Raw genomic sequence first — 19978 nt, 5'->3', positions numbered from 1 at the left:
TGGCGTCAGAGCCCAAGGATCATCTTGGAGATGATGTTGCGCTGGATCTCGTTGGAGCCGCCGAAGATCGACAGCTTGCGGTTGTTGAAGTAGCTGGCCGCCGCGCTGGCCGCTTCTTCCGGCGCACCCACTTCCCCTTCGTACGGGCCTTCCAGCGCATCGGCGTTGAAGGGCCGCGCATGCGGGCCCATCGCCCGGCGCAGCAGCGACGTCAGCTCCTGGCGGATGACGGTGCCGCGGATCTTCAGCATCGAGCTTTCGGCACCCGGCACGCCGCCGCCGGCCACCGCCGCGATCACGCGCAGGTTGGTGGTCTTCATGTTCTCCAGGTCGATCTCGACCTTGGCCAGGCGGGCCGCGAACAGCGGGTCCTCGGCCAGCGGCCGGCCGTTCTTCTGCACTCGTGCGGCGGCCTTTTTCAGCTTGGCCAGCGCAGCCACCGAGAAGCCCACGCCCGCGATGTTGGTGCGCTCGTAGGTCAGCAGGTACTTGGCACAGTCCCAGCCGCGATTCTCCTCGCCCACCAGGTTCTCGGCCGGCACGCGCACGTCGGTGAAGAACACCTCGTTGACCTCGTGCGCACCGTCCAGCGTGATGATGGGCCGCACTTCCACGCCAGGGCTCTTCATGTCCACCAGCAGGAAGCTGATGCCCGACTGCTTCTTGGCCGCCGGGTCGGTGCGCACCAGGCAGAAGATCATGTTGGCGTGCTGGCCCAGCGTGGTCCAGGTCTTCTGGCCGTTGACGACGTAGTGGTCTCCGTCGCGCACGGCGGTGGTCTTGACGCTGGCCAGGTCGGAGCCGGCGCCGGGCTCGGAATAGCCCTGGCACCACCAGTCGGCACCGTTCAGGATGCGCGGCAGCCAGTAGCTCTTCTGCGCCTCGTTGCCGTACTTGATGAGCACCGGGCCCAGCATATTCACGCCGAAGGGCACGATGCGCGGCGCGTGGGCGATGGCGCATTCATGCTCGAAGATGAACTTCTGCACCGCGTTCCAGCCCGGGCCGCCGTAGGCCTGCGGCCAATGGTTGGCCAGCCAGCCACGCTCGTTGAGGATGGCGTGCCACTCCTCCATGTCGGCCTTGCTCAGGTGCTGGCCGTTGGCCACCTTGGCGGACAGCCGCTCGGGCAGCTTGTCGGCCAGGAAGGCACGCACCTCGTCGCGGAAGGCCAGTTCTTCGGTCGTGAAGCTCATGTCCATGAGGCTGTCTCCGGTCAGTAGATTTCGAACAGGCCCGCGGCGCCCATGCCGCCGGCGATGCACATCGACACCACCGCGTACTTGGCCTTGCGGCGGCGGCCTTCCAGCAGGATGTGGCCGGCAAGCCGCGCGCCGGTCATGCCGAAGGGGTGGCCGATGGAAATGGCGCCGCCGTTGACGTTGAGCTTCTCGTGCGGAATGCCCAGCTGCTGCTGGCAGTACAGCGCCTGCGAGGCGAAGGCCTCGTTCAGCTCCCACAGGTCGATGTCGTCCACCGTCAGGCCATGGCGCTTGAGCAGCTTGGGCACGGCATTCACCGGGCCGATGCCCATCTCGTCGGGCTCGCAGCCGGCCACCGCCAGGCCGCGGAAGGCGCCCAGCGGCTGCAGGCCCAGGCGCTCGGCCTCGGCGGCTTCCATCAGCACGCAGGCCGAAGCGCCGTCCGACAGCTGCGAGGCATTGCCGGCGGTGACGAACTGGTCATCGCCGCGCACCGGGGCCAGCTTGGCCAGCCCTTCGTAGGTGGTGCCGGGGCGGTTGCAGTTGTCCATCGTGGCCGTGACCTCGCGGTGCGTCACGGCCTTGGTTTCCTTGTCGGTCACCGCCATCGTGGTGGTGCAGGGCACGATCTCGTCGGCATAGCGGCCGGCCTTCTGCGCTTCTTCGGTGCGGCGCTGGCTCTCGGCGCTGAAGCGGTCCTGCGCCTCGCGGCTGATGTTGTAGCGCTGGGCCACGATGTCGGCGGTCTCGATCATCGCCATGTACAGCGCGGGCTTGTGCTCGACGATCCACGGGTCCATGCCCGAGTCGCCGGCATCGGTGGCGCTGCGGGTGCGGATCTGCGAGATGCTTTCCACGCCGCCGGCGATCATGGCCGGGGCGCCGTCCACCACGATCCGGCCGGCCGCCATGGCGATGGCCTGCAGGCCCGAGGCGCAGAAGCGGTTGACCGTGGTGCCGGCGATGCTGATGGGCAGGCCGGCGCGGATGATGGCCTGGCGGCCGACGTTGCGGCCGGTGGTGCCTTCGGGGTAGCCGCAGCCGAGGATGGCGTCCTCGATCATCGCGGGGTCGATGCCCGCGCGCTCCACCGCGGCCTTGACCGCGAAGGCGGCCAGCGTGGGGCCCGGGGTGATGTTGAACTCGCCGCGGTGCGCCTTGGTCAGCGGGGTGCGGGCGGTTGAAACGATGACGGCTTCGCGCATGGTGTTTGTCTCCTGGATGCGGTGCTTAAGAGGCAGCCTTGTTGAGGCTCTCGAAGTTCTTGCCCTCTTCCACCAGCTTCACCAGCAACGGCGAGGGCTGCCAGAACAGCGGGTCTTCCTTGGCGAACTCGCGGATGTCGGCCAGCACCTTGTCCAGGCCCACCGTGTCGGCGTACTTCATCGGGCCGCCGCGGAAGCGCGGGAAGCCATAGCCGTGCACGAAGGTCACGTCCACGTCCAGCGGGCGCAGCGCGATGCGCTCGTGCACCACGTTCGCACCCTCGTTGATCATCGCGGCCATGTAGCGGCGGATGATCTCCTCGTTGCTGAAGCGGCGCGGCGTGATGCCGGCACGCTGGCGCTCGGCGTCGACGATGGCCAGCACTTCCGGGTCGGGCTGGCCGGTGCGCGAGCCTTCGGGGTACAGGTACCAGCCGCGCTGCGTCTTCTGGCCGAACCAGCCGCGTTCGCAGATGCGGTCGGCGACCTGCACGTAGCGTGCGGCCGGGTTGCGGGTGGCGGCCTTGCGCTTGCGCGTGGCCCAGCCGATGTCGCCGCCGGCCAGGTCGGACACCTGGAACGGGCCCATCGGGTAGCCGAACTCACGCACCGCGGCGTCGATGTCGTAGGGCGAGGCGCCGTCTTCCATGAGGTGATCGGCGGCCTGGCGGTACACGGCCAGGATGCGGTTGCCGATGAAGCCATCGCACACGCCGGCACGCACCGGCGTCTTCTTCAGCTTCTTGGCCAGCTCGAAGGCGGTGGCCACCACGTCGGCGCTCACCTGGGCCGGCACCACGATCTCCAGCAGCTTCATGATGTTGGCCGGCGAGAAGAAGTGCAGGCCCACCACGTCCTGCGGCCGCGAGATGCTGGCCGCGATGGCGTCGATGTCGAGGTACGAGGTGTTGGTGGCCAGCACCGCGCCCGGCTTGCACACGCGGTCCAGCTCAGCGAACACGGCCTTCTTGACGTCGATGTCCTCGAACACCGCCTCGATCACCAGGTCGACGTCCTGGAAGGCAGCGTAGTCGGTGCTGCCGTTGAAGCGGGCCATCACCGCGGCCTTGCCTTCGGCCGTCATGCGGCCCTTGGCCACCAGGCCGTCGTACACCTTCTCGACATTGGCGCGGCCGCGGTTGATGGAGGCTTCGTCGCGCTCGACCATCGTCACCGGCAGGCCGGCATCCAGTGCCGCCACCGCGATGCCGGCGCCCATGGTGCCGCCACCCACCACGCCGATGTGCTTGAACGGGCGCGGCTGCGCGGCCGCGGCCTCCGGCACCTTGGCCACTTCACGCTCGGCAAAGAAGGCGTGGATCAGGCCGGCGCGCTGCGGGCTGTCCAGGCATTGCATGAAGAACTGGCGCTCCAGCTTCAGCGCCTCGTCGAAGGGCTTGTCCAGCGCGGCCTGCACCGCTTCCACGATCTTGTGCGGCGAGAACAGGTTGCGCTGCTTCTTCTGCACGTCCGCCTTGGCGGCATCGATGGCGGCCTGCGCGGCTGCGCGGTCGGCCAGCGCCGTGCCGTCGCGGCTGCGGCGCGGGCCGGCATTGGCGGCCAGCAGTTCCTGCGCGTACGCCAGGCCTTCGGCCAGCGTGTCGTCGCTCTTGGCCAGGCGGTCGATCAGGCCCAGCTTCAGCGCCTCGGCGGCCGGCACGTGGCGGCCGCTGAGGATGATGTCCAGCGCCGCCTTGGCGCCCACCAGGCGCGGCGTGCGCTGCGTGCCGCCGGCACCGGGCAGCAGGCCCAGCGCCACTTCGGGCAGGCCCAGCTTGGCGCTGGCCACGGCGATGCGGTAGTGCGCGCCCAGCGCCACTTCCAGCCCGCCGCCCAGCGCGGCGCCGTGGATGGCGGCGATCACCGGCTTGCGGCTAGCCTCGATGCGGTTGCACACCTCCGTCAGCAGCGGCTGCTGCGGCGGCAGGCCGAATTCGCGGATGTCGGCGCCGGCGATGAAGTTGCGGCCCGCGCCCACGATCAGCACCGCGGCCACGGCCGGGTTGGCGTCGGCGCCCTCGATGGCGGCCATCAGGCCGCGGCGCACGGCCACGCCCAGCGCGTTCACCGGCGGGTTGTCGACCGTGACCAGCAGGATCTTGCCGCGCAACTCGGTGCTGACCGGGTTGGCTTCGGCTGCGGAGGAAGTGGCTTCTTGCACCATGTGCGTGTCTCCAAATGCAGGCCCCGGTCAACTCCGGGTGTGCAGGCATTGTTGGACGTCGATAGTTTCTTGACAATGGCTCAAGCCGTTGACATACTGTCAAGCCATTTTTGACAACCAGCACGGAACCTCGCCTGATGGACGTCAACGCCCTCACCTTGCTGGTGCAGATCCTGGACGCCGGCAACCTGAGCGAAGCCGCCCGCCGGCTGAAGATGAGCCGGGCCAACATCAGCTACCACCTGAACCAGCTGGAGCGCTCCATCGGCCAGCAGCTGGTGCGGCGCACCACCCGCCGCGTCGAGCCCACCGAGATCGGGCTGAAGCTGTACGAGCATGGCCTGCGCATCCAGAACGAGCTGACGGCCGCCAGGGAGTCGATCACCACGCTGGGCCAGACGCTGCAGGGCCGGGTGCGGTTGTCGGTGCCCAGCGGCTACGGGCAACTGGTGATGTCGCCGTGGCTGCTGGACTTCAAGCGCCAGTACCCCGGCATCGTGCTCGACGTGATGTTCGAGAACCGGGTGGAAGACCTGATGCGCGACGAGGTGGACGTGGCGGTGCGGGTGCTGTCGGAGCCGCCGCAGAACCTGGTGGCGCGCGACATGGGCACGGTGCGCTACGTGGCCTGCGCCTCACGCGCGTTTGCCGAGGCGCAGGGCCTGCCGCAGCGGCTGGAAGAGCTGCGCACCATGCCGCTGATCACCGCGGCGGTGATCGGCCGCCAGCTGCGCGTGGCCGCCTACTGGCGCGAGGAACGGCACGAGGTGCTGCTGGAGCCGTCGCTCATCTCGGAGAACTTTTTGTTCCTGCGCCAGGCGGTGCAGGCCGGCCTGGGCATCGGCCTGGTGCCCGACTACGTGGTGCAGGACGAGGTGGACCGCGGCGAGATCGTGACGTCACTGGACGAATGGCGGCTGTCGATCTTCGGCACCCACATGCACCTGCTGTACATGCCCAACCGCCACCACACGCGGGCGATGGCGACGTTCATCGACTTCGTGCTGGGGCGGGCGCGGGGCAGTGGCCCAGCCGGTGGAACATCGAGCGACATGGCAGCCATCGACTTGGGTTGACTGGCGCTGACAGGGAGTGCGATACCAGCGCCATGCCGCGCGCCAGCGCAGTTCGGCTTGCCAAAGCTGCAGGAGCCCTACATGCCAAAAGAGGACATGCGCCACCAGATCGGAAGGCAGTTCAGGACGTACTTCGTCTCATCGCCGGGCCTGGGCGGCGGCGGCGCTGCAATGTGGCAGAACGTCTTCTCAGACGAGTACCTTCGTACAGTGCAGGCCTCCCCCACCCTCTCTGCGGAGCAGAAGCGCAAGATCAAGCGAAAGATGCATCGCCTGCGCGCCGCGATGATCCTGGTTCCTTGGATCACGGCCTGGGCCCAGCCGATCCATGCCGCGCGCAAGTCGCTTCGCAAGCAACTCATCGCCAAGTTGCAGCCGCTCGGCCTGTCCGAGCGGGCCGCTACTGCGTATGCCGACTTCAAGGTCGGGAACGCCAAGTTCGAAGATTTCGTCGCGACGCTGGATGACGCCGAAATGACACATGTCACGTCGCCGGTCTTCAAAGCGGGCCTGCAACAGCTCCTCAAACAACTTGGCCTCTGAGCGCTGAGCTCACCCCTCCCGCGCCAACCGCTCGCTCTTCCAATACACGTCGTCGCCGCCCAGCCCGTCCAGGTTGGCGCGGTTCAGCACCCGCGCCAGCACGAACATCAGGTCCGACAGGCGGTTGAGGTACTGCCGCGCCTCGGGCCGCACGGCCGCGGCATCGGAGGCCGCCAACGCCACCACCACGCGTTCGGCCCGGCGGGCCACGGTGCGGGCCACATGGGCCAGCGCGGCGCTGCGGGTGCCGGCGGGCAGGATGAACTCCTTCAGCCGCGGCAGCGTGGCGTTGTAGTGGGCCAGCGCCTCGTCCAGGCGCAGCACCGCCTCTTCCTTCAACAGTGTGTAGCCGGGGATGGACAGCTCGCCGCCCAGGTTGAACAGCTCGTGCTGGATGACCACCAGCAGCTCGCGCACGTCGTCGGGCAGCGGCTCGGCCAGCAGCACGCCGATCTGCGAGTTGAGTTCGTCCACGTCCCCCAGCGCATGGATGCGCAGGTGGTCCTTGCCCACGCGGGTGCCGTCGCCCAGTCCGGTGCTGCCGTCGTCGCCGGTGCGGGTCGCGATTTGTGTGAGTCGGTTTGCCATGGGCGGATGCTAGGCGACGCAGCAGTTAGATTCGCCGTCGGGGCGTTGTCTGCCCACGAGGATGCACACCATGGATCGAAGAAGCTGGCTGGCCGGCCTGGCCGCATGCGGGGCCGCGCTGCCGATGTGGGCCGGGCCGGCGCAGGCCGGCGCGGTGGAGGTGATCGCGCGCAGCAAGCCGTCGGTGGTGGCGGTGGGCAGCTTCCGGCCCACCGACAACCCGCGCTTCACCTTCCGCGGCACCGGCTTCGCGGTGGACGACGGCACGCTGGTGGTCACCAATGCGCATGTGGTGCCCGAGCTGCCGGCCGACGCGGTGGGCGCGCACGTGGCGGTGCTGGTGCGGCGCGAAGGCCAGTCGCCCGAGCTGCGCCGCGCCAGCGTGCTGCAGCTGGTGCGCGGCCACGACCTGGCGCTGCTGCGCATCGACGGCGCGCCGCTGCCGGTGCTGCCGCTGGCCGCGCCCGCGGCCATCACCGAGGGGCAGTCGGTGGTGCTGATGGGCTTTCCGCTGGGCGGTGCACTCGGGTTCACGCCGGTGAGCCACCGCGGGATGATCTCGTCCATCACGCCCATCGCCGCGCCGGTGGCCAATGCACGGCAGCTGAACGAAGCCGCCATCTCGCGCATCCGCCAGGGCAGTTTCGACATCTACCAGCTGGACGCCACGGCCTACCCCGGCAACAGCGGCGGCCCCGTGCTGGACGCGGACAGCGGCCAGGTCATGGGCGTGGTCAATTCCGTGTTCATCAAGGGCAGCAAGGAAACCGCGCTGACCGATCCCTCCGGCATCAGCTACGCGCTGCCGGTGCGGCTGGTGGCCGAGCTGCTGCGCCTTCCGCGCTGACACCCCGCTGAAACCTCGCTGGCGGCACGGCGGGGCGCTGCACTATGCTGGGCCCATGAACGCCCCGCTGTCCCCCATCCTCTTCGACGTGGATGCACGTCGCCCCGTTCCGCCGGCCATGGTGGCGGCGTTGAAGGCCCGCTTCGGCGAGCGCTGTTCCACCGCCCGCGCGGTGTGCGAGCAGCACGGCCGCGACGAGTCGCCCATCGACGTGCCGCCGCCCGAGGTGGTGGTGTATTGCGAAAGCACCGAGGAAGTGGCCGCCGTGGTGCAGCTGGCGCATGAGCATGCGGTGCCGGTCATTCCCTACGGCGTGGGCTCCTCGCTGGAAGGCCACCTGCTGGCCGTGCAGGGCGGCGTGAGCATCGACCTCTCGCGCATGAACCAGCTGCTGCGCGTGAATGCCGAGGACCTGACCGTCACGGTGCAGGCGGGCGTCACCCGCATGCAGCTCAACCGCGAGATCAAGGACACGGGCCTGTTCTTCCCGATCGACCCGGGCGCCGACGCCACCATCGGCGGCATGTGCGCCACCCGCGCCAGCGGCACGAATGCGGTGCGCTACGGCACCATGCGCGAGAACGTGCTCGGCCTGACGGTGGTCACCGCCAGCGGCGAGGTGATCCGCACCGGCACCCGCGCGCGCAAGAGCAGCGCCGGCTACGACCTGACCCGCCTGTTCGTCGGCAGCGAAGGCACGCTCGGCGTGATGACCGAGGTGACGCTGCGGCTGTACCCGCTGCCCGAGGCGGTGAGCGCGGCCATCTGCTTCTTCCCGACCATCGACGCGGCGGTGCAGACCACCATCAGCATCATCCAGATGGGCGTGCCCATTGCCCGCTGCGAGCTGCTGGACCCGAACGCGGTGCGCGCGGTGAACCGCCACGACAAGCTCACGCTGCGCGAGGCGCCCATGCTGCTGATGGAATTCCACGGCAGCGAAGCCGGCGTGGCCGAGCAGGCCGCCACGGTGCAGGACATCGCGCGCGAGTACGGCGGCGAGGACTTCGAGTGGGCCCGCACGCCGGAGGAACGCACCCGCCTGTGGACGGCCCGCCACCATGCCTACCTGGCCGCGCTGCAGATGCGCCCCGGCTGCCGGGCGGTGACCTCGGACACCTGCGTGCCCATCTCCCGCCTGGCCGAAAGCATCAATGAATCGGTGAAGGAAGCCGAAGGCGCCGGCCTGCCCTACTTCATCGTCGGCCACGTGGGCGACGGCAACTTCCACCTGGCCTACCTGATCGACCCCAACCTGCCCGAGGAACGCGAGACCGCCGAGCGGCTGAACCTGCAGATGGTGGAACGTGCGCTGCGCCTGGAAGGCACCTGCAGCGGAGAACACGGCGTGGGCCTGCACAAGATGGGCTTCCTGGTGACCGAGGCCGGGGACGGCGCGGTGGAGATGATGCGCACCGTCAAGCGGGCGCTCGATCCGCGCAACATCATGAACCCGGGCAAGATCTTCACGCTGTAGCTGCGCCACGGCGGGCCATGGCGCGCTTCCTCCTGGCCTGGGAACTGGGCGGCGGCCTGGGCCACGCCACGCCGCTGGCGCAGATCGCGGCGCCGCTGCTGGCCGCCGGCCATGAGGTGCACTGCGCGCTGCGCGACCTCTCCATCCTGCTGCCGGTGTTCGGCCCGCTGGCCACGCATCCGCGGCTGACGGTGTGGCAGGCGCCGGTGTGGCAACCCACGCTGAACGGCCTGCCGCCGCCGGCCACCTATGCCGAGCTCCTGTTCCGCGCCGGCTACCTGGATGCGCAGCGCCTGCAGGGCCTGGTGCTGGCCTGGCGAGGCTTGCTGTCGTCGCTGCAGCCGCAGCTGCTGCTGGCCGACCATGCGCCCACCGCGCTGCTGGCCGCACGCGGGCTGCCGATGCGCCGGGCGCTGTGCGGCACCGGCTTCTTCATGCCGCTGCGGCGCCAGCCGATGCCGGCCTTCCGCGACTGGGAGCCGATGGCGCCACGCCGCGTGCACACCTCGGAAGAGCGGGCGCTGGCCACCTGCAACCAGGTGCTGGCGCCGCTGGGCCAGGCGCCCATGGCGGCGCTGCACGAGCTGCTGGCGGCCGACGAACGCTTCCTGCTCACCTGGCCCGAGCTGGACCACTTTCCGGCGCGCAGCGAGGAGCCCGGCACCCGCTACTGGGGTGCGCTGCCCGGCGCCACGGAGGGCGATACCGTGCCCTGGCCGGCCGGTGACTTCGGCCGCGTGCTGGCCTACCTGAAGCCGGAACATGCAGCCACCGAAGCCGCGCTCGCCTGCCTGCAGGCGGGCCCCTGGTCCACGGTGGCGTATGTGCCCGGCCTGGCCGCCTCGCTGAAGCAGCGGCATGCCTCGCCCCACCTGGTGTTTTCCGACCGGCCGGTGTCGATGGCGCAGGTGGGCTACACGGCCGATGCGGTGCTGTGCCATGCCGGCAGCGGCACCGTCACCGCCGCGCTGCAGGCGGGCCAGCCGGTGGTGATGTTGCCGATGCATGCCGAGCAGCTGCTGTTCGCGCGCCGGGTGCAGGCGGCCGGCGCCGGCAGCCTGCTGCTGGAGGGCGAGGTGGCCGGCCAGCTGGCCGACCGGCTGGACCAGGCCCTGCGCCAGGGCCCGATGCGCCAGGCCGCGCAAGGCTTCGCACAACGCCATGGCGCTTCGGCCAGCCAGGTGGCGCTGCAGGTCGCGCAGCGCTGCATCCAGCTGGCCACCGGCTGAGCGCCGGCCGGCGCTTCAGGTCGGTGCCGGCACCGTCCAGCGCTTGGTGACGTCGCCCTTGGCGTTGGTGCTTTCCAGGTGCACGCCGAAGCCCCACAGGCGGGCCACGTGGCGCAGCACTTCCTGCGCGCCGTCGTGCAGCGGCCGGTCGTTGTGCTGCGTGTGGCGCAGCGTCAGCGAGCGGTCGCCGCGCAGGTTCACGTTCCACACCTGGATGTTGGGCTCGCGCGAGCCCAGGTCGTACTGGTGCGACAGGGCTTCGCGCACGCGCTTGTAGCCGTTGTCGTCATGGATGGCCGAGACCTCCAGTTCGCTGTCCTTCTCGTCGTCGACGATGGCGAACAGCCGCAGCTCGCGCATCAGCTTCGGGCTCAGGTACTGGCCGATGAAGCTCTCGTCCTTGAAGTTGCGCATCGCATGGTCCAGCGTCGGCAGCCAGTCGCTGCCGGCGATCTCGGGGAACCACTCGCGGTCTTCGTCCGTCGGTTTCTCGCACACGCGCTTGAGGTCGGTGTACATCGCAAAGCCCAGCGCATAGGGGTTGATGCCGCTGTAGGCCCGGTGCCCCACCGGCGGCTGGTAGATCACGTTGGTGTGCGACTTCAGCCACTCGATCATCACGCCGTCGGTCAGGTAGCCGTCGTCGTACATGGTGTTGAGCAGCTTGTGGTGCCAGAAGGTGGCCCAGCCCTCGTTCATCACCTGCGTCTGCCGCTGCGGATAGAAGTACTGCGCCACCTTGCGCACGATGCGCACGATCTCGCGCTGCCAGGGCTCCAGCAGCGGCGCGTTCTTCTCGATGAAGTACAGCAGGTTCTCCTGCGGCTCGTCGGGGAAGCGCCGCAGCTCGGCGGCTTCCTCGGGCTTGTCGATGCGCTTGGGCAGCGTGCGCCACAGGTCGTTGACCTGCTGCTGCGCATAGGCCTCGCGGTCCTTGCGGGCGCGCAGTTCCTCGGCCAGGCTCTTGCGGCTGGGGCGGCGGTAGCGGTCGACGCCATGGTTGGCCAGCGCATGGCAGGAGTCGATGAACTCCTCCACCTTCTCCAGGCCGTGGCGCTCCTCGCACTCGGCCACGTAGTTCTTGGCATAGACCAGGTAGTCGATGATCGACGACGCATCGGTCCACATGCGGAACAGGTAGTTGCCCTTGAAGAAGCTGTTGTGGCCATAGGCCGCATGCGCGATCACCAGCGCCTGCATCGCCATCGTGTTCTCCTCCATCAGGTAGCTGATGCAGGGATTGCTGTTGATGACGATCTCGTAGGCCAGGCCCATGTGGCCGCGCTTGTAGTTCTTCTCGGTGGAGATGAACTCCTTGCCGTAGCTCCAGTGGCGGTAGTTCACCGGCATGCCGACGGACGCATACGCGTCCATCATCTGCTCGGCGGTGATGATCTCCAGCTGGTTCGGGTAGGTGTCCAGCCCGTAGCGCTCCGCGGTGCGGCGGATCACGTCGTGGTACTGGTCGATCAGCTCGAACGACCAGTCGCTGGGCGCGGGCAGCGGTTCGGCGGGGCGCTGTGCCAGCGGCATCATCTGGCGCAGCGGGGCACGGGGGGCAAGCACGGCGTTCATGTCGATGCCTTCAGCGTTCGGTGGTGGCAAGGTTGCGGCAGGCGCGGCATCAGGCCGCTTCCTGCACGCCTTCCTTCTTGAACAGGTCTCGGAACACGGGATAGATCTGCGAGGCGTCGGTGGCCTTGCGCATCGCGAAGCGCCGCTGGCTCTGCGCCAGCTGCGTGTATTCCTCCCACAGGTTCTGCTCTTCCTCGGCCACCTGCACGTAGGCGAAGTAGCGCACCAGGGGCAACAGCTTCTCGCTCAGCAGCTCGCGGCAGCGGCCGCTGTCGTGGTGCCAGTTGTCGCCGTCGCTGGCCTGCGCGCCGTAGATGTTCCATTCGGTCGGGTTGTAGCGCGCGCGGATGATCTCTTCCATCAGCACCAGCGCACTGCTCACCACCGTGCCGCCGGTCTCGGTGGCGTGGAAGAAGTTGTGCTCGTCCACCTCCTGCGCCTGCGTGTGGTGGCGGATGAAGACGAGGTCGATCTTCTCGTAGTGCTTGGTGAGGAACAGGTACAGCAGGATGAAGAAGCGCTTGGCGAGGTCCTTGCGCGATTCGTCCATCGAGCCCGAGACGTCCATCAGGCAGAACATCACCGCCTTGCTGCTGGGCACCGGCGTGCGCACCCGGTTGCGGAAGCGCAGGTCGATCGGATCGAGGTACGGGATGCGGCCCAGCCGCGTGCGCAGCTCCAGGATCTGCGCTTCCACGTCGGCGATGGCGGCCGCAGCCACCGCGTCGCCAGGCGTGGCATCGAGCTTCATCTGCAGCAGCTGCTCTTCCAGCTCGCGCAGCTCGCGCCGCGATTCACTGCCGATGGCGATGCGCCGGCCGATGGCGCCGCGCATCGAGCGCACCACATGCAGGTTGTTGGGCGTGCCGTCGCTGGTGAAGCCGGCGCGGTGACTCTTCCACTCCGGCGTCTCGGCCAGCTGCGTGCGCACCAGGTGCGGCAAGGCCAGGTCTTCGAAGAAGACCTGCATGAACTCTTCCTTGCTCAGCGTGAACACGAAGTCGTCGGTGCCTTCGCCCTGGTCGCTGGCCTGGCCACTGCCCGAGCCGCCACCGCCACCTCCCTTGGGCCGCTCGATGCGGTCGCCGCGCAGGTAGTCCTGGTTGCCCGGGTGCACCATCTCGCGCTTGCCGCCCTGGCCGTGGCCGAAGACGGGTTCGCTGATGTCCTTCTTCGGGATGACGATGTCCTCGCTGCGCTCGATGTCGCGGATGCCCCGCTGGTCGACCGCGCGGCGCACCGCGTCGCGTATCTGCGTCTTGTAGCGGCGCAGGAAACGCTCGCGGTTGCCGATCGACTTGTTCTTGCCCGACAACCGGCGATCGATGATCTGCTGAAGCATGTGGCAGGACTCCTGGGTGACGACGAGGGATCAGCTGCTCTTGCGCACGCGCAGGTACCACTCGCACAGCAGGCGCACCTGCTTGGGCGTGTAGCCCTTGTCGACCATGCGCGTCACGAAGTCCTCGTGCTTCTTGGCTTCGTCGGCACTGGCCTTGGCGTTGAAGCTGATGACCGGCAGCAGCTCCTCGGTGTTGGAGAACATCTTCTTCTCGATCACCGTGCGCAGCTTCTCGTAGCTGGTCCACACCGGGTTCTTGCCCTGGTTGTTGGCCCGCGCCCGCAGCACGAAGTTGACGATCTCGTTGCGGAAGTCCTTCGGATTGGCGATGCCGGCCGGCTTCTCGATCTTCTCCAGTTCCGCGTTCAGCGCACTGCGGTCGAACACCTCGCCGGTGTCGGTGTCGCGGTACTCGTGGTCCTGGATCCAGTAGTCGGCATAGGTCACGTAGCGGTCGAAGATGTTCTGGCCGTACTCGGAGTAGCTCTCCAGGTAGGCCGTCTGGATCTCCTTGCCGATGAACTCGGCATAGCGCGCGGCCAGGTGCTCCTTGATGAAGGCGGTGTACTTCTGCTCGATCTCGGCCGGGAACTGCTCGCGCTCGATCTGCTGCTCCAGCACGTACATCAGGTGCACCGGGTTGGCCGCCACTTCCGTGCTGTCGAAGTTGAAGACCTTCGACAGGATCTTGTACGCGAAGCGGGTGGAGATGCCGCTCATGCCTTCGTCCACGCCCGCATAGTCGCGGTACTCGGCATAGCTCTTGGCGCGCGGGTCGGTGTCCTTCAGGTTCTCGCCGTCGTAGATCTGCATCTTGCTGAACAGCGACGAGTTCTCCGGCTCCTTCAGCCGCGTGAGCACCGCGAACTGGCTCATCATCTTCAGCGTGCCGGGGGCGCACTTGGCCTCGGCCAGCGAGGAGCTGCGGATCAGCTTCTCGTAGATCTTGACCTCTTCGCTCACACGCAGGCAGTACGGCACCTTGACGATGTAGATGCGGTCGAGGAAGGCCTCGTTGTTCTTGTTGTTGCGGAAGGTCTTCCACTCGCTCTCGTTGCTGTGGGCCAGCACGATGCCGTCGAACGGAATCGCGCCGAAGCCTTCGGTGCCCTTGAAGTTGCCTTCCTGGGTGGCCGTGAGCAGCGGGTGCAGCACCTTGATCGGCGCCTTGAACATTTCCACGAACTCCAGCAGGCCCTGGTTGGCCAGGCACAGGCCGCCGCTGTAGCTGTAGGCGTCGGGGTCGTCCTGCGCATAGGTCTCGAGCTTGCGGATGTCGACCTTGCCCACCAGGCTGGAGATGTCCTGGTTGTTCTCGTCGCCCGGCTCGGTCTTGGCCACGCCGATCTGCTTGAGGATGGACGGATGCCGCTTGACCACCTTGAACTTGCGGATGTCGCCGCCGAACTCCTCGAGCCGCTTGACGGCCCACGGCGACAGGATGCGGTTCAGGTAGCGCTTGGGAATGCCGTATTCCTTTTCCAGGATCGGGCCGTCCTCCGTCGCGTCGAACAGGCCCAGCGGCGACTCGTTCACCGGCGAACCCTTGATGGCATAGAAGGGCACTTCCTGCATCAGCTGCTTCAGCCGCTCGGCGATGGAGCTCTTGCCGCCGCCCACCGGGCCCAGCAGGTAAAGGATCTGCTTCTTCTCTTCCAGGCCCTGCGCGGCATGCCGGAAGTACGACACCACCTGTTCGATGGCGTCTTCCATGCCGTAAAACTCGGCAAAGGCGGGATAGACCTTGATCACCTTGTTGGCGAACAGGCGGGACAGGCGCGGGTCGTTGCGCGTGTCGACGGTTTGCGGCTCACCGATGGCCTTGAGCATGCGCTCGGCGGCGGTGGCGTAGGCCAGCGGATTGCGCTTGCACTCCGCCAGGTAGTCCTCCAGCGAGATTTCTTCTTCTCGGGTGCGTTCGTATCGTGCGGCGAAGCTGCTGATCACGTCCATGCGGACCTCCTTGGTGGGGAAGGCGTCGGCGGGTCGCAACCCCACCGTCGTCTGGGAAGTTCTGATGGAGTCCCGGCTGGACAGGCCCAGGCGCCATCAGAGCTTTCCGGTCACTGGCGTACGTGCATCGCTGGTGTTCAGCTTCCTCTATGCCGGACAGACATGAAGCCAAGAGAAGCGGGCCGGAAGCCCGTCAACTCCACACGGGTTGAGCAAACTCTGTGCCCTGCCCCGCTGAGACACCCTACCAAAGTGCTTCGTTCCCTACAACGTGCGGGCCTGCACTTCGGCTGACGTGTGCAGCCCACTGTGCGCCCAAATGCGCGGCGCCGCATGCGGGTTGCACCGCAGCCCATGCGGGGCGGTCGGGCTTCGCGGGTCAAAGTGGATGCACCGGCGGCTGGCAGCCGCCTTCAGCGATCGCTGACGCCCAGCTTGTCGAGCAGGCCGTTGAGCTCTTCCAGCGAGCCGAACGAGATGGCGATCTCCCCCTGCTGGCCGCGCGAGGTGGTGCGCTGCACGCGGATCTCGACCGCTGCGGTCAGCTTGTCGGCGAGGGCTTCTTCCAGCCGCACGATGTCGCGGGCCTTGTCCTTCTTCACCCGAAGCAGCGGGCTCTGGCGGCCATTGGTCTGGCCGGCCACGCGGGCCACCAGCTTCTCGGCTTCGCGCACCGAGAGCTTGCGCGCCACCACTTCGTTGGCATTGAGGATCTGCTGCGCCGCGTCCAGCGGCAGCAGCGCACGGGCATGGCCCATGTCCAGGTCGCCGGCCATCAGCATCTGCTGCACCGGGGGCGCCAGGTTCAGCAGCCGCAGCAGGTTGCTGGCCGCGCTGCGCGAGCGGCCCACGGCCTGCGCCGCACCTTCATGAGTGAGCCCGAACTCGTCCACCAGGCGCTTCAGGCCTTGCGCTTCTTCCAGCGGGTTGAGGTCTTCGCGCTGGATGTTCTCGATCAGCGCCATCACGGCGGCGGCCTCGTCCGGCACCTCCTTGACCAGCACCGGCACGTCGTCCAGCCCGGCCAGCCGCGCGGCGCGCGAGCGGCGTTCGCCGGCGATGATCTCGTACTGCGGTAGCGCCCCGCCCTCGCCGCCGTCCTCGGCGGCCAGCGGGCGCACGAGGATGGGCTGCATCACGCCCTGCGACTTGATGCTCTCGGCCAGCTCGTACAGCGAGCCCTCGTCCATCCGCGTGCGCGGCTGGTACTTGCCGGGGCGCAGCTGCGTGAGCTTGAGCGTGCGCGGGCCGCCATCGGCCGCAGCCGGTGCGTCGCTCACCCGAGGGCCGAGCAAGGCCTCCAACCCGAGGCCGAGCCCCTTTTGCTTTTTCGTGACCATGCGGGGATTGTCAGCTACGCGCTGGCGCGGGCCGGGTCGGCGCCGGCCGGCCGTGCCGTGGCCATCAGCCCGCGCAGCAGCGACATGCCGTCCGGCCATTCACCCAGCCCCGACGCACCATTGATGTGCCCTGCCTCGCCCACCGAGATGGACTGTGCATCCCAGTCGTTCACCATGGTGCGCACCGCCCGCAGCTGGCAGAAGGGGTCGTCCTCGCTGTAGACCACCAGCGCCGGGAACGGCAGCGGCTGGCGCACGATGGGCCGCCAGGAATAGAGGTTGGGCGGCATGTCGTCACGCTCCACGTCGGGTGGCGCCACCAGCAGCGCGCCGGCCACCCGCTGGGTGTGGCGGCTGTGGGCGGCCCAGGCGGCCACCAGCTGGCAACCCAGGCTGTGCGCCACCAGCACCGCGGGCTGGTCCGACTGCAGCAGCACCTCCTCCAGCCGGGCCATCCAGTCGCCGCGCTTGGGCCACAGCCAGTCGTCCTGCTCCACCCGCTGGAAGCCATGCCGTGTTTCCCAGCGGCTCTGCCAGTGGTCGGGGCCTGAGTTCTCCCATCCGGGAAGCAGCAGTACACGAAAATCCTGCGTCATGTCCATGCCTTATCCTTGTCGTTTTCGATTGTGCGTGAGGGTCAGGCGATGGCATATCAGGTTTATGTAGATGGGCAGGAGGGCACCACCGGCCTGCGCATCCATGAGTACCTCGCGCAGCGCAGCGACGTGGAGCTGCTGCGCATCGACCCCGACAAGCGCAAGGACCCGGCCGAGCGCGCGCGCCTGCTGAATGCGGCCGACGTGGCCTTCCTGTGCCTGCCCGATGCGGCGGCGCGCGAAGCGGCGGCGATGGTGACCAACCCGGACACCTGCCTGATCGATGCCAGCACCGCCCACCGCATCGACCCCAGCTGGGCCTTCGGCCTGCCGGAGCTGTCGCGCGGGCAGCGCGACAAACTGCGCCAAAGCAAGCGCATCGCCAACCCGGGCTGTCACGCCAGCGCCTTCATCCTGCTGGTGCGCCCGCTGGTGGATGCGGGCCTCGTGCCGGCCGGGCTGCCGCTGTCGGCCACCTCCATCACCGGTTACTCCGGTGGCGGCAAGAAGATGATCGAGCAGTACCAGGCCGGCGGCGACGACAAGCTGCTGTCGCCGCGGCCTTATGGCCTGACGCTGGCGCACAAGCACATCCCGGAGATGATGACCCACACGGGCCTGACGACGAAGCCGGTGTTCCTGCCCATCGTCGGCAACTTCTACAAGGGCCTGGCGGTGAGCCTGCCGCTGCACTTCGAGCAGCTGGCGCCCGGCACCGACGCGGCACGGCTGCAGGCGGCACTGGAAGCGCACTACGAAGGCGAACGCTTCGTGAAGGTGATGCCGCTGCGCGATGCGGCCACGCTGGAAGCCGGCTTCTTCGACGTGCAGGCCACCAACGACACCAACAACGTCGAGCTGTTCGTGTTCGCGCATGACACGCAGGCGGTGCTGATCGCCCGGCTGGACAACCTGGGCAAGGGCGCCAGCGGCGCGGCGGTGCAGTGCATGAACGTGCACCTGGGCCTGGACGAAGGCCTGGGGCTGTGATGGGGCACCCGGTGCCGTGAGTACACGGCACCACCCGCCGGGCGGGTTGCCCGGCCGCCTTAGGGCGGCCCGGCGGCGGCCGGGAATGGAGCACCCGGTGCCGTGAGTGCACGGCACCACCCGCCGGGCGGGTTGCCCGGCCGCCTTGGGGCGGCCCGGCGGCGGCCGGGGATGGAGCACCCGGTGCCGTGAGTACACGGCACCACCCGCCGGGCGGGTTGCCCGGCCGCCTTGGGGCGGCCCGGCGGCGGCCGGGAATGGAGCACCCGGTGCCGTGAGTACACGGCACCACCCGCCGGGCGGTCCGCGTCAGCCTTGCGCGGTAACGCGGTAGTGGTAGCTGTAGCCGTCGCTGAAGCCCAGCCGGTGGTACACGCGGCGGGCGGCGGTGTTGTCGCCTTCCACCTGCAGGTAGCCCGTGCGGGCGCCTTCGGCCCGGGCCTGCACCAGCAGGTATGAACACAGGCAGGCGGCCAGGCCGCGGCCGCGGTGCTCGGGCGCGGTGAACACGTCGTACAGGCCGACCAGATCGGCCTCGCGAGCGAACTGGCCGCAGGCCAGCAAGGCATCGTCGTCCTCGCGCACGATGCCGAAAGCCTGGAACGGCACCGGCGACAGGCGCAGCCGCTCGGCATGCGCATGGCGTTGCAGCGGCGGCGAGCCGCGCAGGCCGCCCACGGCTTCGGCGAAGGCATGGGCGTCCATCGGTTGCCAGCGGGTGCCGGCCGGCAGCGGCAACGGCCGCATTGCGGTGAGCTCGGGGCAGGCCATCACGCGGGTGTCATCCAGGCTGGCCAGGCCCATGGCCTGCAGTTCGGCATCCAGCGTGGCCGGCTGCGTGAAGGGCGTGATGCGGATCACCATCGGCAGGCCGGCTTCGTCGAACAGCGCCTGCGCCAGCCGCAGCTTGTCGGCCAGCGGCAGCTTGCCTTCGGCCACGGCGTTGATGCAGCGCGCCCGCTTGGCCTTGCCTGGCGAATAGCGCACCAGCCAGCCGTCCATCCAGCGCTGCTGCGGCGGCGCGCTGGCATTGAGCCCGGCGTCCTCGATGCGCGAGAGCAGCGTCGTCTGGCTCACTTGAGCTTGGCCACCCGTTCTACGAGCTCACGCGCAAACGCCACATAAGCCTGCGCACCCTTGGACTGCGGATCGAACACCACGCCGGCCTGGCCGTAGCTGGGCGCCTCGGCCAGCCGCACGTTGCGCGGGATGACGGTGTCGAACACCTTGTCGCCAAAATGCGCCTTGAGCTGGTCGCTCACCTGCTGCTGCAGCGTGATGCGCGGGTCGAACATCACGCGCAGCAGGCCGATGACCTGCAGCTCGCGGTTGAGGTTGGCATGCACCTGCTTGATGGTGTTGACCAGGTCGCTCAGGCCTTCCAGCGCGAAGTACTCGCACTGCATGGGCACCAGCACGCCGTGGGCGCTGCACAGGCCGTTCAGCGTGAGCAGGCTGAGCGATGGCGGGCAGTCGATCAGCACGAAGTCGTAGTCGGCCTGCACCGGCTTGAGCGCCTGGCGCAGCCGCAGGTTGCGCTGCTCCAGCGCCACCAGCTCCACCTCGGCGCCGGCCAGCTCGCGGTTGGCGGCCAGCACGTCATAGCCGCCTTTTTCGCTGCGCTGCCGGGCTTCGGCCACGGTGCTGCTCTCCAATAGCACGTCGTACACGCTGGCGGGCAGCGCCCGCTTGTCGATGCCCGAGCCCATCGTCGCGTTGCCCTGCGGATCCAGGTCCACCACCAGCACACGCTGGCCCACCAGCGCCAGGCCGGCCGCCAGGTTCACGGTGGTGGTGGTCTTGCCGACGCCGCCTTTCTGGTTGGCGATGCAGAAGATGCGGCAGGTCATC

Annotated in this window: 17 protein-coding genes; 6 read left to right on the top strand and 11 right to left on the bottom strand. The window is 68.4% G+C overall.

All coding sequences use genetic code 11. The annotated features are described in order from the left end of the window. Nucleotides 1-5: 5 nt before the first annotated feature. Genes LRS14_RS13240 through LRS14_RS13230 form a run of 3 tightly spaced genes read right to left on the bottom strand, consistent with a single transcriptional unit; the run spans nucleotide 6 to nucleotide 4571 of the window. Nucleotides 6-1202 (bottom strand): acyl-CoA dehydrogenase family protein, encoded by a 1197-nt coding sequence (locus tag LRS14_RS13240; RefSeq protein WP_046112948.1) that lies wholly within the window; start codon nucleotides 1200-1202, stop codon nucleotides 6-8. 14 nt (nucleotides 1203-1216) lie between these two features. Then, on the bottom strand, nucleotides 1217-2407 hold the full coding sequence (locus tag LRS14_RS13235) for an acetyl-CoA C-acyltransferase (protein ID WP_257799839.1): 1191 nt from the start codon (nucleotides 2405-2407) through the stop codon (nucleotides 1217-1219). Nucleotides 2408-2432: 25 nt separating this feature from the next. Continuing rightward, nucleotides 2433-4571: a 3-hydroxyacyl-CoA dehydrogenase NAD-binding domain-containing protein gene (locus LRS14_RS13230; protein ID WP_257799838.1), complete on the bottom strand. Its 2139-nt coding sequence runs from the start codon at nucleotides 4569-4571 to the stop codon at nucleotides 2433-2435. 137 nt (nucleotides 4572-4708) lie between these two features. Here LRS14_RS13230 and LRS14_RS13225 point away from each other — a divergent pair, with 137 nt between their 5' ends. Together LRS14_RS13225 and LRS14_RS13220 are read left to right on the top strand one after the other, a co-directional pair. Then, nucleotides 4709-5647, top strand: coding sequence for a LysR family transcriptional regulator (locus tag LRS14_RS13225; RefSeq protein WP_046112951.1), 939 nt, complete (start codon nucleotides 4709-4711; stop codon nucleotides 5645-5647). An 81-nt stretch (nucleotides 5648-5728) separates the two neighbouring features. Next, nucleotides 5729-6190: a hypothetical protein gene (locus LRS14_RS13220; RefSeq protein ID WP_257799836.1), complete on the top strand. Its 462-nt coding sequence runs from the start codon at nucleotides 5729-5731 to the stop codon at nucleotides 6188-6190. Nucleotides 6191-6199: 9 nt separating this feature from the next. Here the strand turns inward: LRS14_RS13220 and LRS14_RS13215 are convergent, their stop codons facing one another. Further along, nucleotides 6200-6778 (bottom strand): cob(I)yrinic acid a,c-diamide adenosyltransferase, encoded by a 579-nt coding sequence (locus LRS14_RS13215; protein ID WP_257799835.1) that lies wholly within the window; start codon nucleotides 6776-6778, stop codon nucleotides 6200-6202. Between the two features lie 70 nt (nucleotides 6779-6848). On the opposite strand from LRS14_RS13215, the gene LRS14_RS13210 reads away from it, so the two are divergent. The 3 genes from LRS14_RS13210 to LRS14_RS13200 are packed head-to-tail and all read left to right on the top strand — an operon-like array spanning nucleotide 6849 to nucleotide 10331. Continuing rightward, a complete protein-coding gene (locus LRS14_RS13210) occupies nucleotides 6849-7625 on the top strand; it encodes a serine protease (RefSeq protein WP_257799834.1) in 777 nt (258 codons plus the stop codon). Nucleotides 7626-7680: 55 nt separating this feature from the next. Next, nucleotides 7681-9102, top strand: coding sequence for an FAD-binding oxidoreductase (locus LRS14_RS13205; protein WP_257799833.1), 1422 nt, complete (start codon nucleotides 7681-7683; stop codon nucleotides 9100-9102). A gap of 17 nt (nucleotides 9103-9119) precedes the next feature. Beyond that, nucleotides 9120-10331, top strand: a complete 1212-nt coding sequence (locus LRS14_RS13200; protein ID WP_257799832.1) for a nucleotide disphospho-sugar-binding domain-containing protein — start codon at nucleotides 9120-9122, stop codon at nucleotides 10329-10331. 15 nt (nucleotides 10332-10346) lie between these two features. Here the strand turns inward: LRS14_RS13200 and LRS14_RS13195 are convergent, their stop codons facing one another. From LRS14_RS13195 to LRS14_RS13175, 5 genes are all read right to left on the bottom strand, one after another. Then, on the bottom strand, nucleotides 10347-11906 hold the full coding sequence (locus LRS14_RS13195) for a SpoVR family protein (protein ID WP_046112956.1): 1560 nt from the start codon (nucleotides 11904-11906) through the stop codon (nucleotides 10347-10349). A 49-nt stretch (nucleotides 11907-11955) separates the two neighbouring features. Beyond that, nucleotides 11956-13248, bottom strand: a complete 1293-nt coding sequence (locus LRS14_RS13190; RefSeq protein ID WP_046112957.1) for a YeaH/YhbH family protein — start codon at nucleotides 13246-13248, stop codon at nucleotides 11956-11958. Nucleotides 13249-13278: 30 nt separating this feature from the next. Continuing rightward, nucleotides 13279-15201 (bottom strand): PrkA family serine protein kinase, encoded by a 1923-nt coding sequence (locus LRS14_RS13185; protein WP_046113147.1) that lies wholly within the window; start codon nucleotides 15199-15201, stop codon nucleotides 13279-13281. 413 nt (nucleotides 15202-15614) lie between these two features. After that, the gene (locus LRS14_RS13180; RefSeq protein WP_046112958.1) at nucleotides 15615-16541 is read right to left on the bottom strand and encodes a ParB/RepB/Spo0J family partition protein; all 927 of its coding nucleotides are present in this window, start codon (nucleotides 16539-16541) and stop codon (nucleotides 15615-15617) included. Nucleotides 16542-16555: 14 nt separating this feature from the next. Then, the gene (locus LRS14_RS13175) at nucleotides 16556-17137 is read right to left on the bottom strand and encodes an alpha/beta hydrolase (protein ID WP_046113148.1); all 582 of its coding nucleotides are present in this window, start codon (nucleotides 17135-17137) and stop codon (nucleotides 16556-16558) included. 48 nt (nucleotides 17138-17185) lie between these two features. Here LRS14_RS13175 and argC point away from each other — a divergent pair, with 48 nt between their 5' ends. Next, nucleotides 17186-18127: an N-acetyl-gamma-glutamyl-phosphate reductase gene (gene argC, locus LRS14_RS13170; RefSeq protein WP_257799831.1), complete on the top strand. Its 942-nt coding sequence runs from the start codon at nucleotides 17186-17188 to the stop codon at nucleotides 18125-18127. A 309-nt stretch (nucleotides 18128-18436) separates the two neighbouring features. Here the strand turns inward: argC and LRS14_RS30265 are convergent, their stop codons facing one another. Next, the gene (locus tag LRS14_RS30265) at nucleotides 18437-19204 is read right to left on the bottom strand and encodes a GNAT family N-acetyltransferase (RefSeq protein ID WP_257799830.1); all 768 of its coding nucleotides are present in this window, start codon (nucleotides 19202-19204) and stop codon (nucleotides 18437-18439) included. Continuing rightward, nucleotides 19201-19977 carry a ParA family protein gene (locus tag LRS14_RS13160; RefSeq protein ID WP_257799829.1) on the bottom strand — a complete coding sequence of 259 codons (777 nt, stop codon included), beginning with the start codon at nucleotides 19975-19977 and terminating at the stop codon, nucleotides 19201-19203. Before LRS14_RS13160 ends, LRS14_RS30265 begins: the two co-directional genes overlap by 4 nt. Between the last annotated feature and the right edge of the window lies 1 nt (nucleotide 19978).

The sequence above is a fragment of the Aquincola sp. J276 genome (assembly GCF_024700035.1).
GTDB classification, from domain to species: domain Bacteria; phylum Pseudomonadota; class Gammaproteobacteria; order Burkholderiales; family Burkholderiaceae_C; genus Aquincola; species Aquincola tertiaricarbonis.
Note: the sequence above shows the minus strand (reverse complement) of the source record. Positions and strands in the feature narration are given on the sequence as shown.

What these genes read in the sequence shown, in the direction of transcription:
- LRS14_RS13240 (WP_046112948.1), bottom strand. Translation starts at nt 1,202, where the DNA reads ATGGACATGAGCTTCACGACCGAAGAACTGGCCTTCCGCGACGAGGTG.
- LRS14_RS13235 (WP_257799839.1), bottom strand. Translation starts at nt 2,407, where the DNA reads ATGCGCGAAGCCGTCATCGTTTCAACCGCCCGCACCCCGCTGACCAAG.
- LRS14_RS13230 (WP_257799838.1), bottom strand. Translation starts at nt 4,571, where the DNA reads ATGGTGCAAGAAGCCACTTCCTCCGCAGCCGAAGCCAACCCGGTCAGC.
- LRS14_RS13225 (WP_046112951.1), top strand. Translation starts at nt 4,709, where the DNA reads ATGGACGTCAACGCCCTCACCTTGCTGGTGCAGATCCTGGACGCCGGC.
- LRS14_RS13220 (WP_257799836.1), top strand. Translation starts at nt 5,729, where the DNA reads ATGCCAAAAGAGGACATGCGCCACCAGATCGGAAGGCAGTTCAGGACG.
- LRS14_RS13215 (WP_257799835.1), bottom strand. Translation starts at nt 6,778, where the DNA reads ATGGCAAACCGACTCACACAAATCGCGACCCGCACCGGCGACGACGGC.
- LRS14_RS13210 (WP_257799834.1), top strand. Translation starts at nt 6,849, where the DNA reads ATGGATCGAAGAAGCTGGCTGGCCGGCCTGGCCGCATGCGGGGCCGCG.
- LRS14_RS13205 (WP_257799833.1), top strand. Translation starts at nt 7,681, where the DNA reads ATGAACGCCCCGCTGTCCCCCATCCTCTTCGACGTGGATGCACGTCGC.
- LRS14_RS13200 (WP_257799832.1), top strand. Translation starts at nt 9,120, where the DNA reads ATGGCGCGCTTCCTCCTGGCCTGGGAACTGGGCGGCGGCCTGGGCCAC.
- LRS14_RS13195 (WP_046112956.1), bottom strand. Translation starts at nt 11,906, where the DNA reads ATGAACGCCGTGCTTGCCCCCCGTGCCCCGCTGCGCCAGATGATGCCG.
- LRS14_RS13190 (WP_046112957.1), bottom strand. Translation starts at nt 13,248, where the DNA reads ATGCTTCAGCAGATCATCGATCGCCGGTTGTCGGGCAAGAACAAGTCG.
- LRS14_RS13185 (WP_046113147.1), bottom strand. Translation starts at nt 15,201, where the DNA reads ATGGACGTGATCAGCAGCTTCGCCGCACGATACGAACGCACCCGAGAA.
- LRS14_RS13180 (WP_046112958.1), bottom strand. Translation starts at nt 16,541, where the DNA reads ATGGTCACGAAAAAGCAAAAGGGGCTCGGCCTCGGGTTGGAGGCCTTG.
- LRS14_RS13175 (WP_046113148.1), bottom strand. Translation starts at nt 17,137, where the DNA reads ATGACGCAGGATTTTCGTGTACTGCTGCTTCCCGGATGGGAGAACTCA.
- argC (WP_257799831.1), top strand. Translation starts at nt 17,186, where the DNA reads ATGGCATATCAGGTTTATGTAGATGGGCAGGAGGGCACCACCGGCCTG.
- LRS14_RS13160 (WP_257799829.1), bottom strand. Translation starts at nt 19,977, where the DNA reads ATGACCTGCCGCATCTTCTGCATCGCCAACCAGAAAGGCGGCGTCGGC.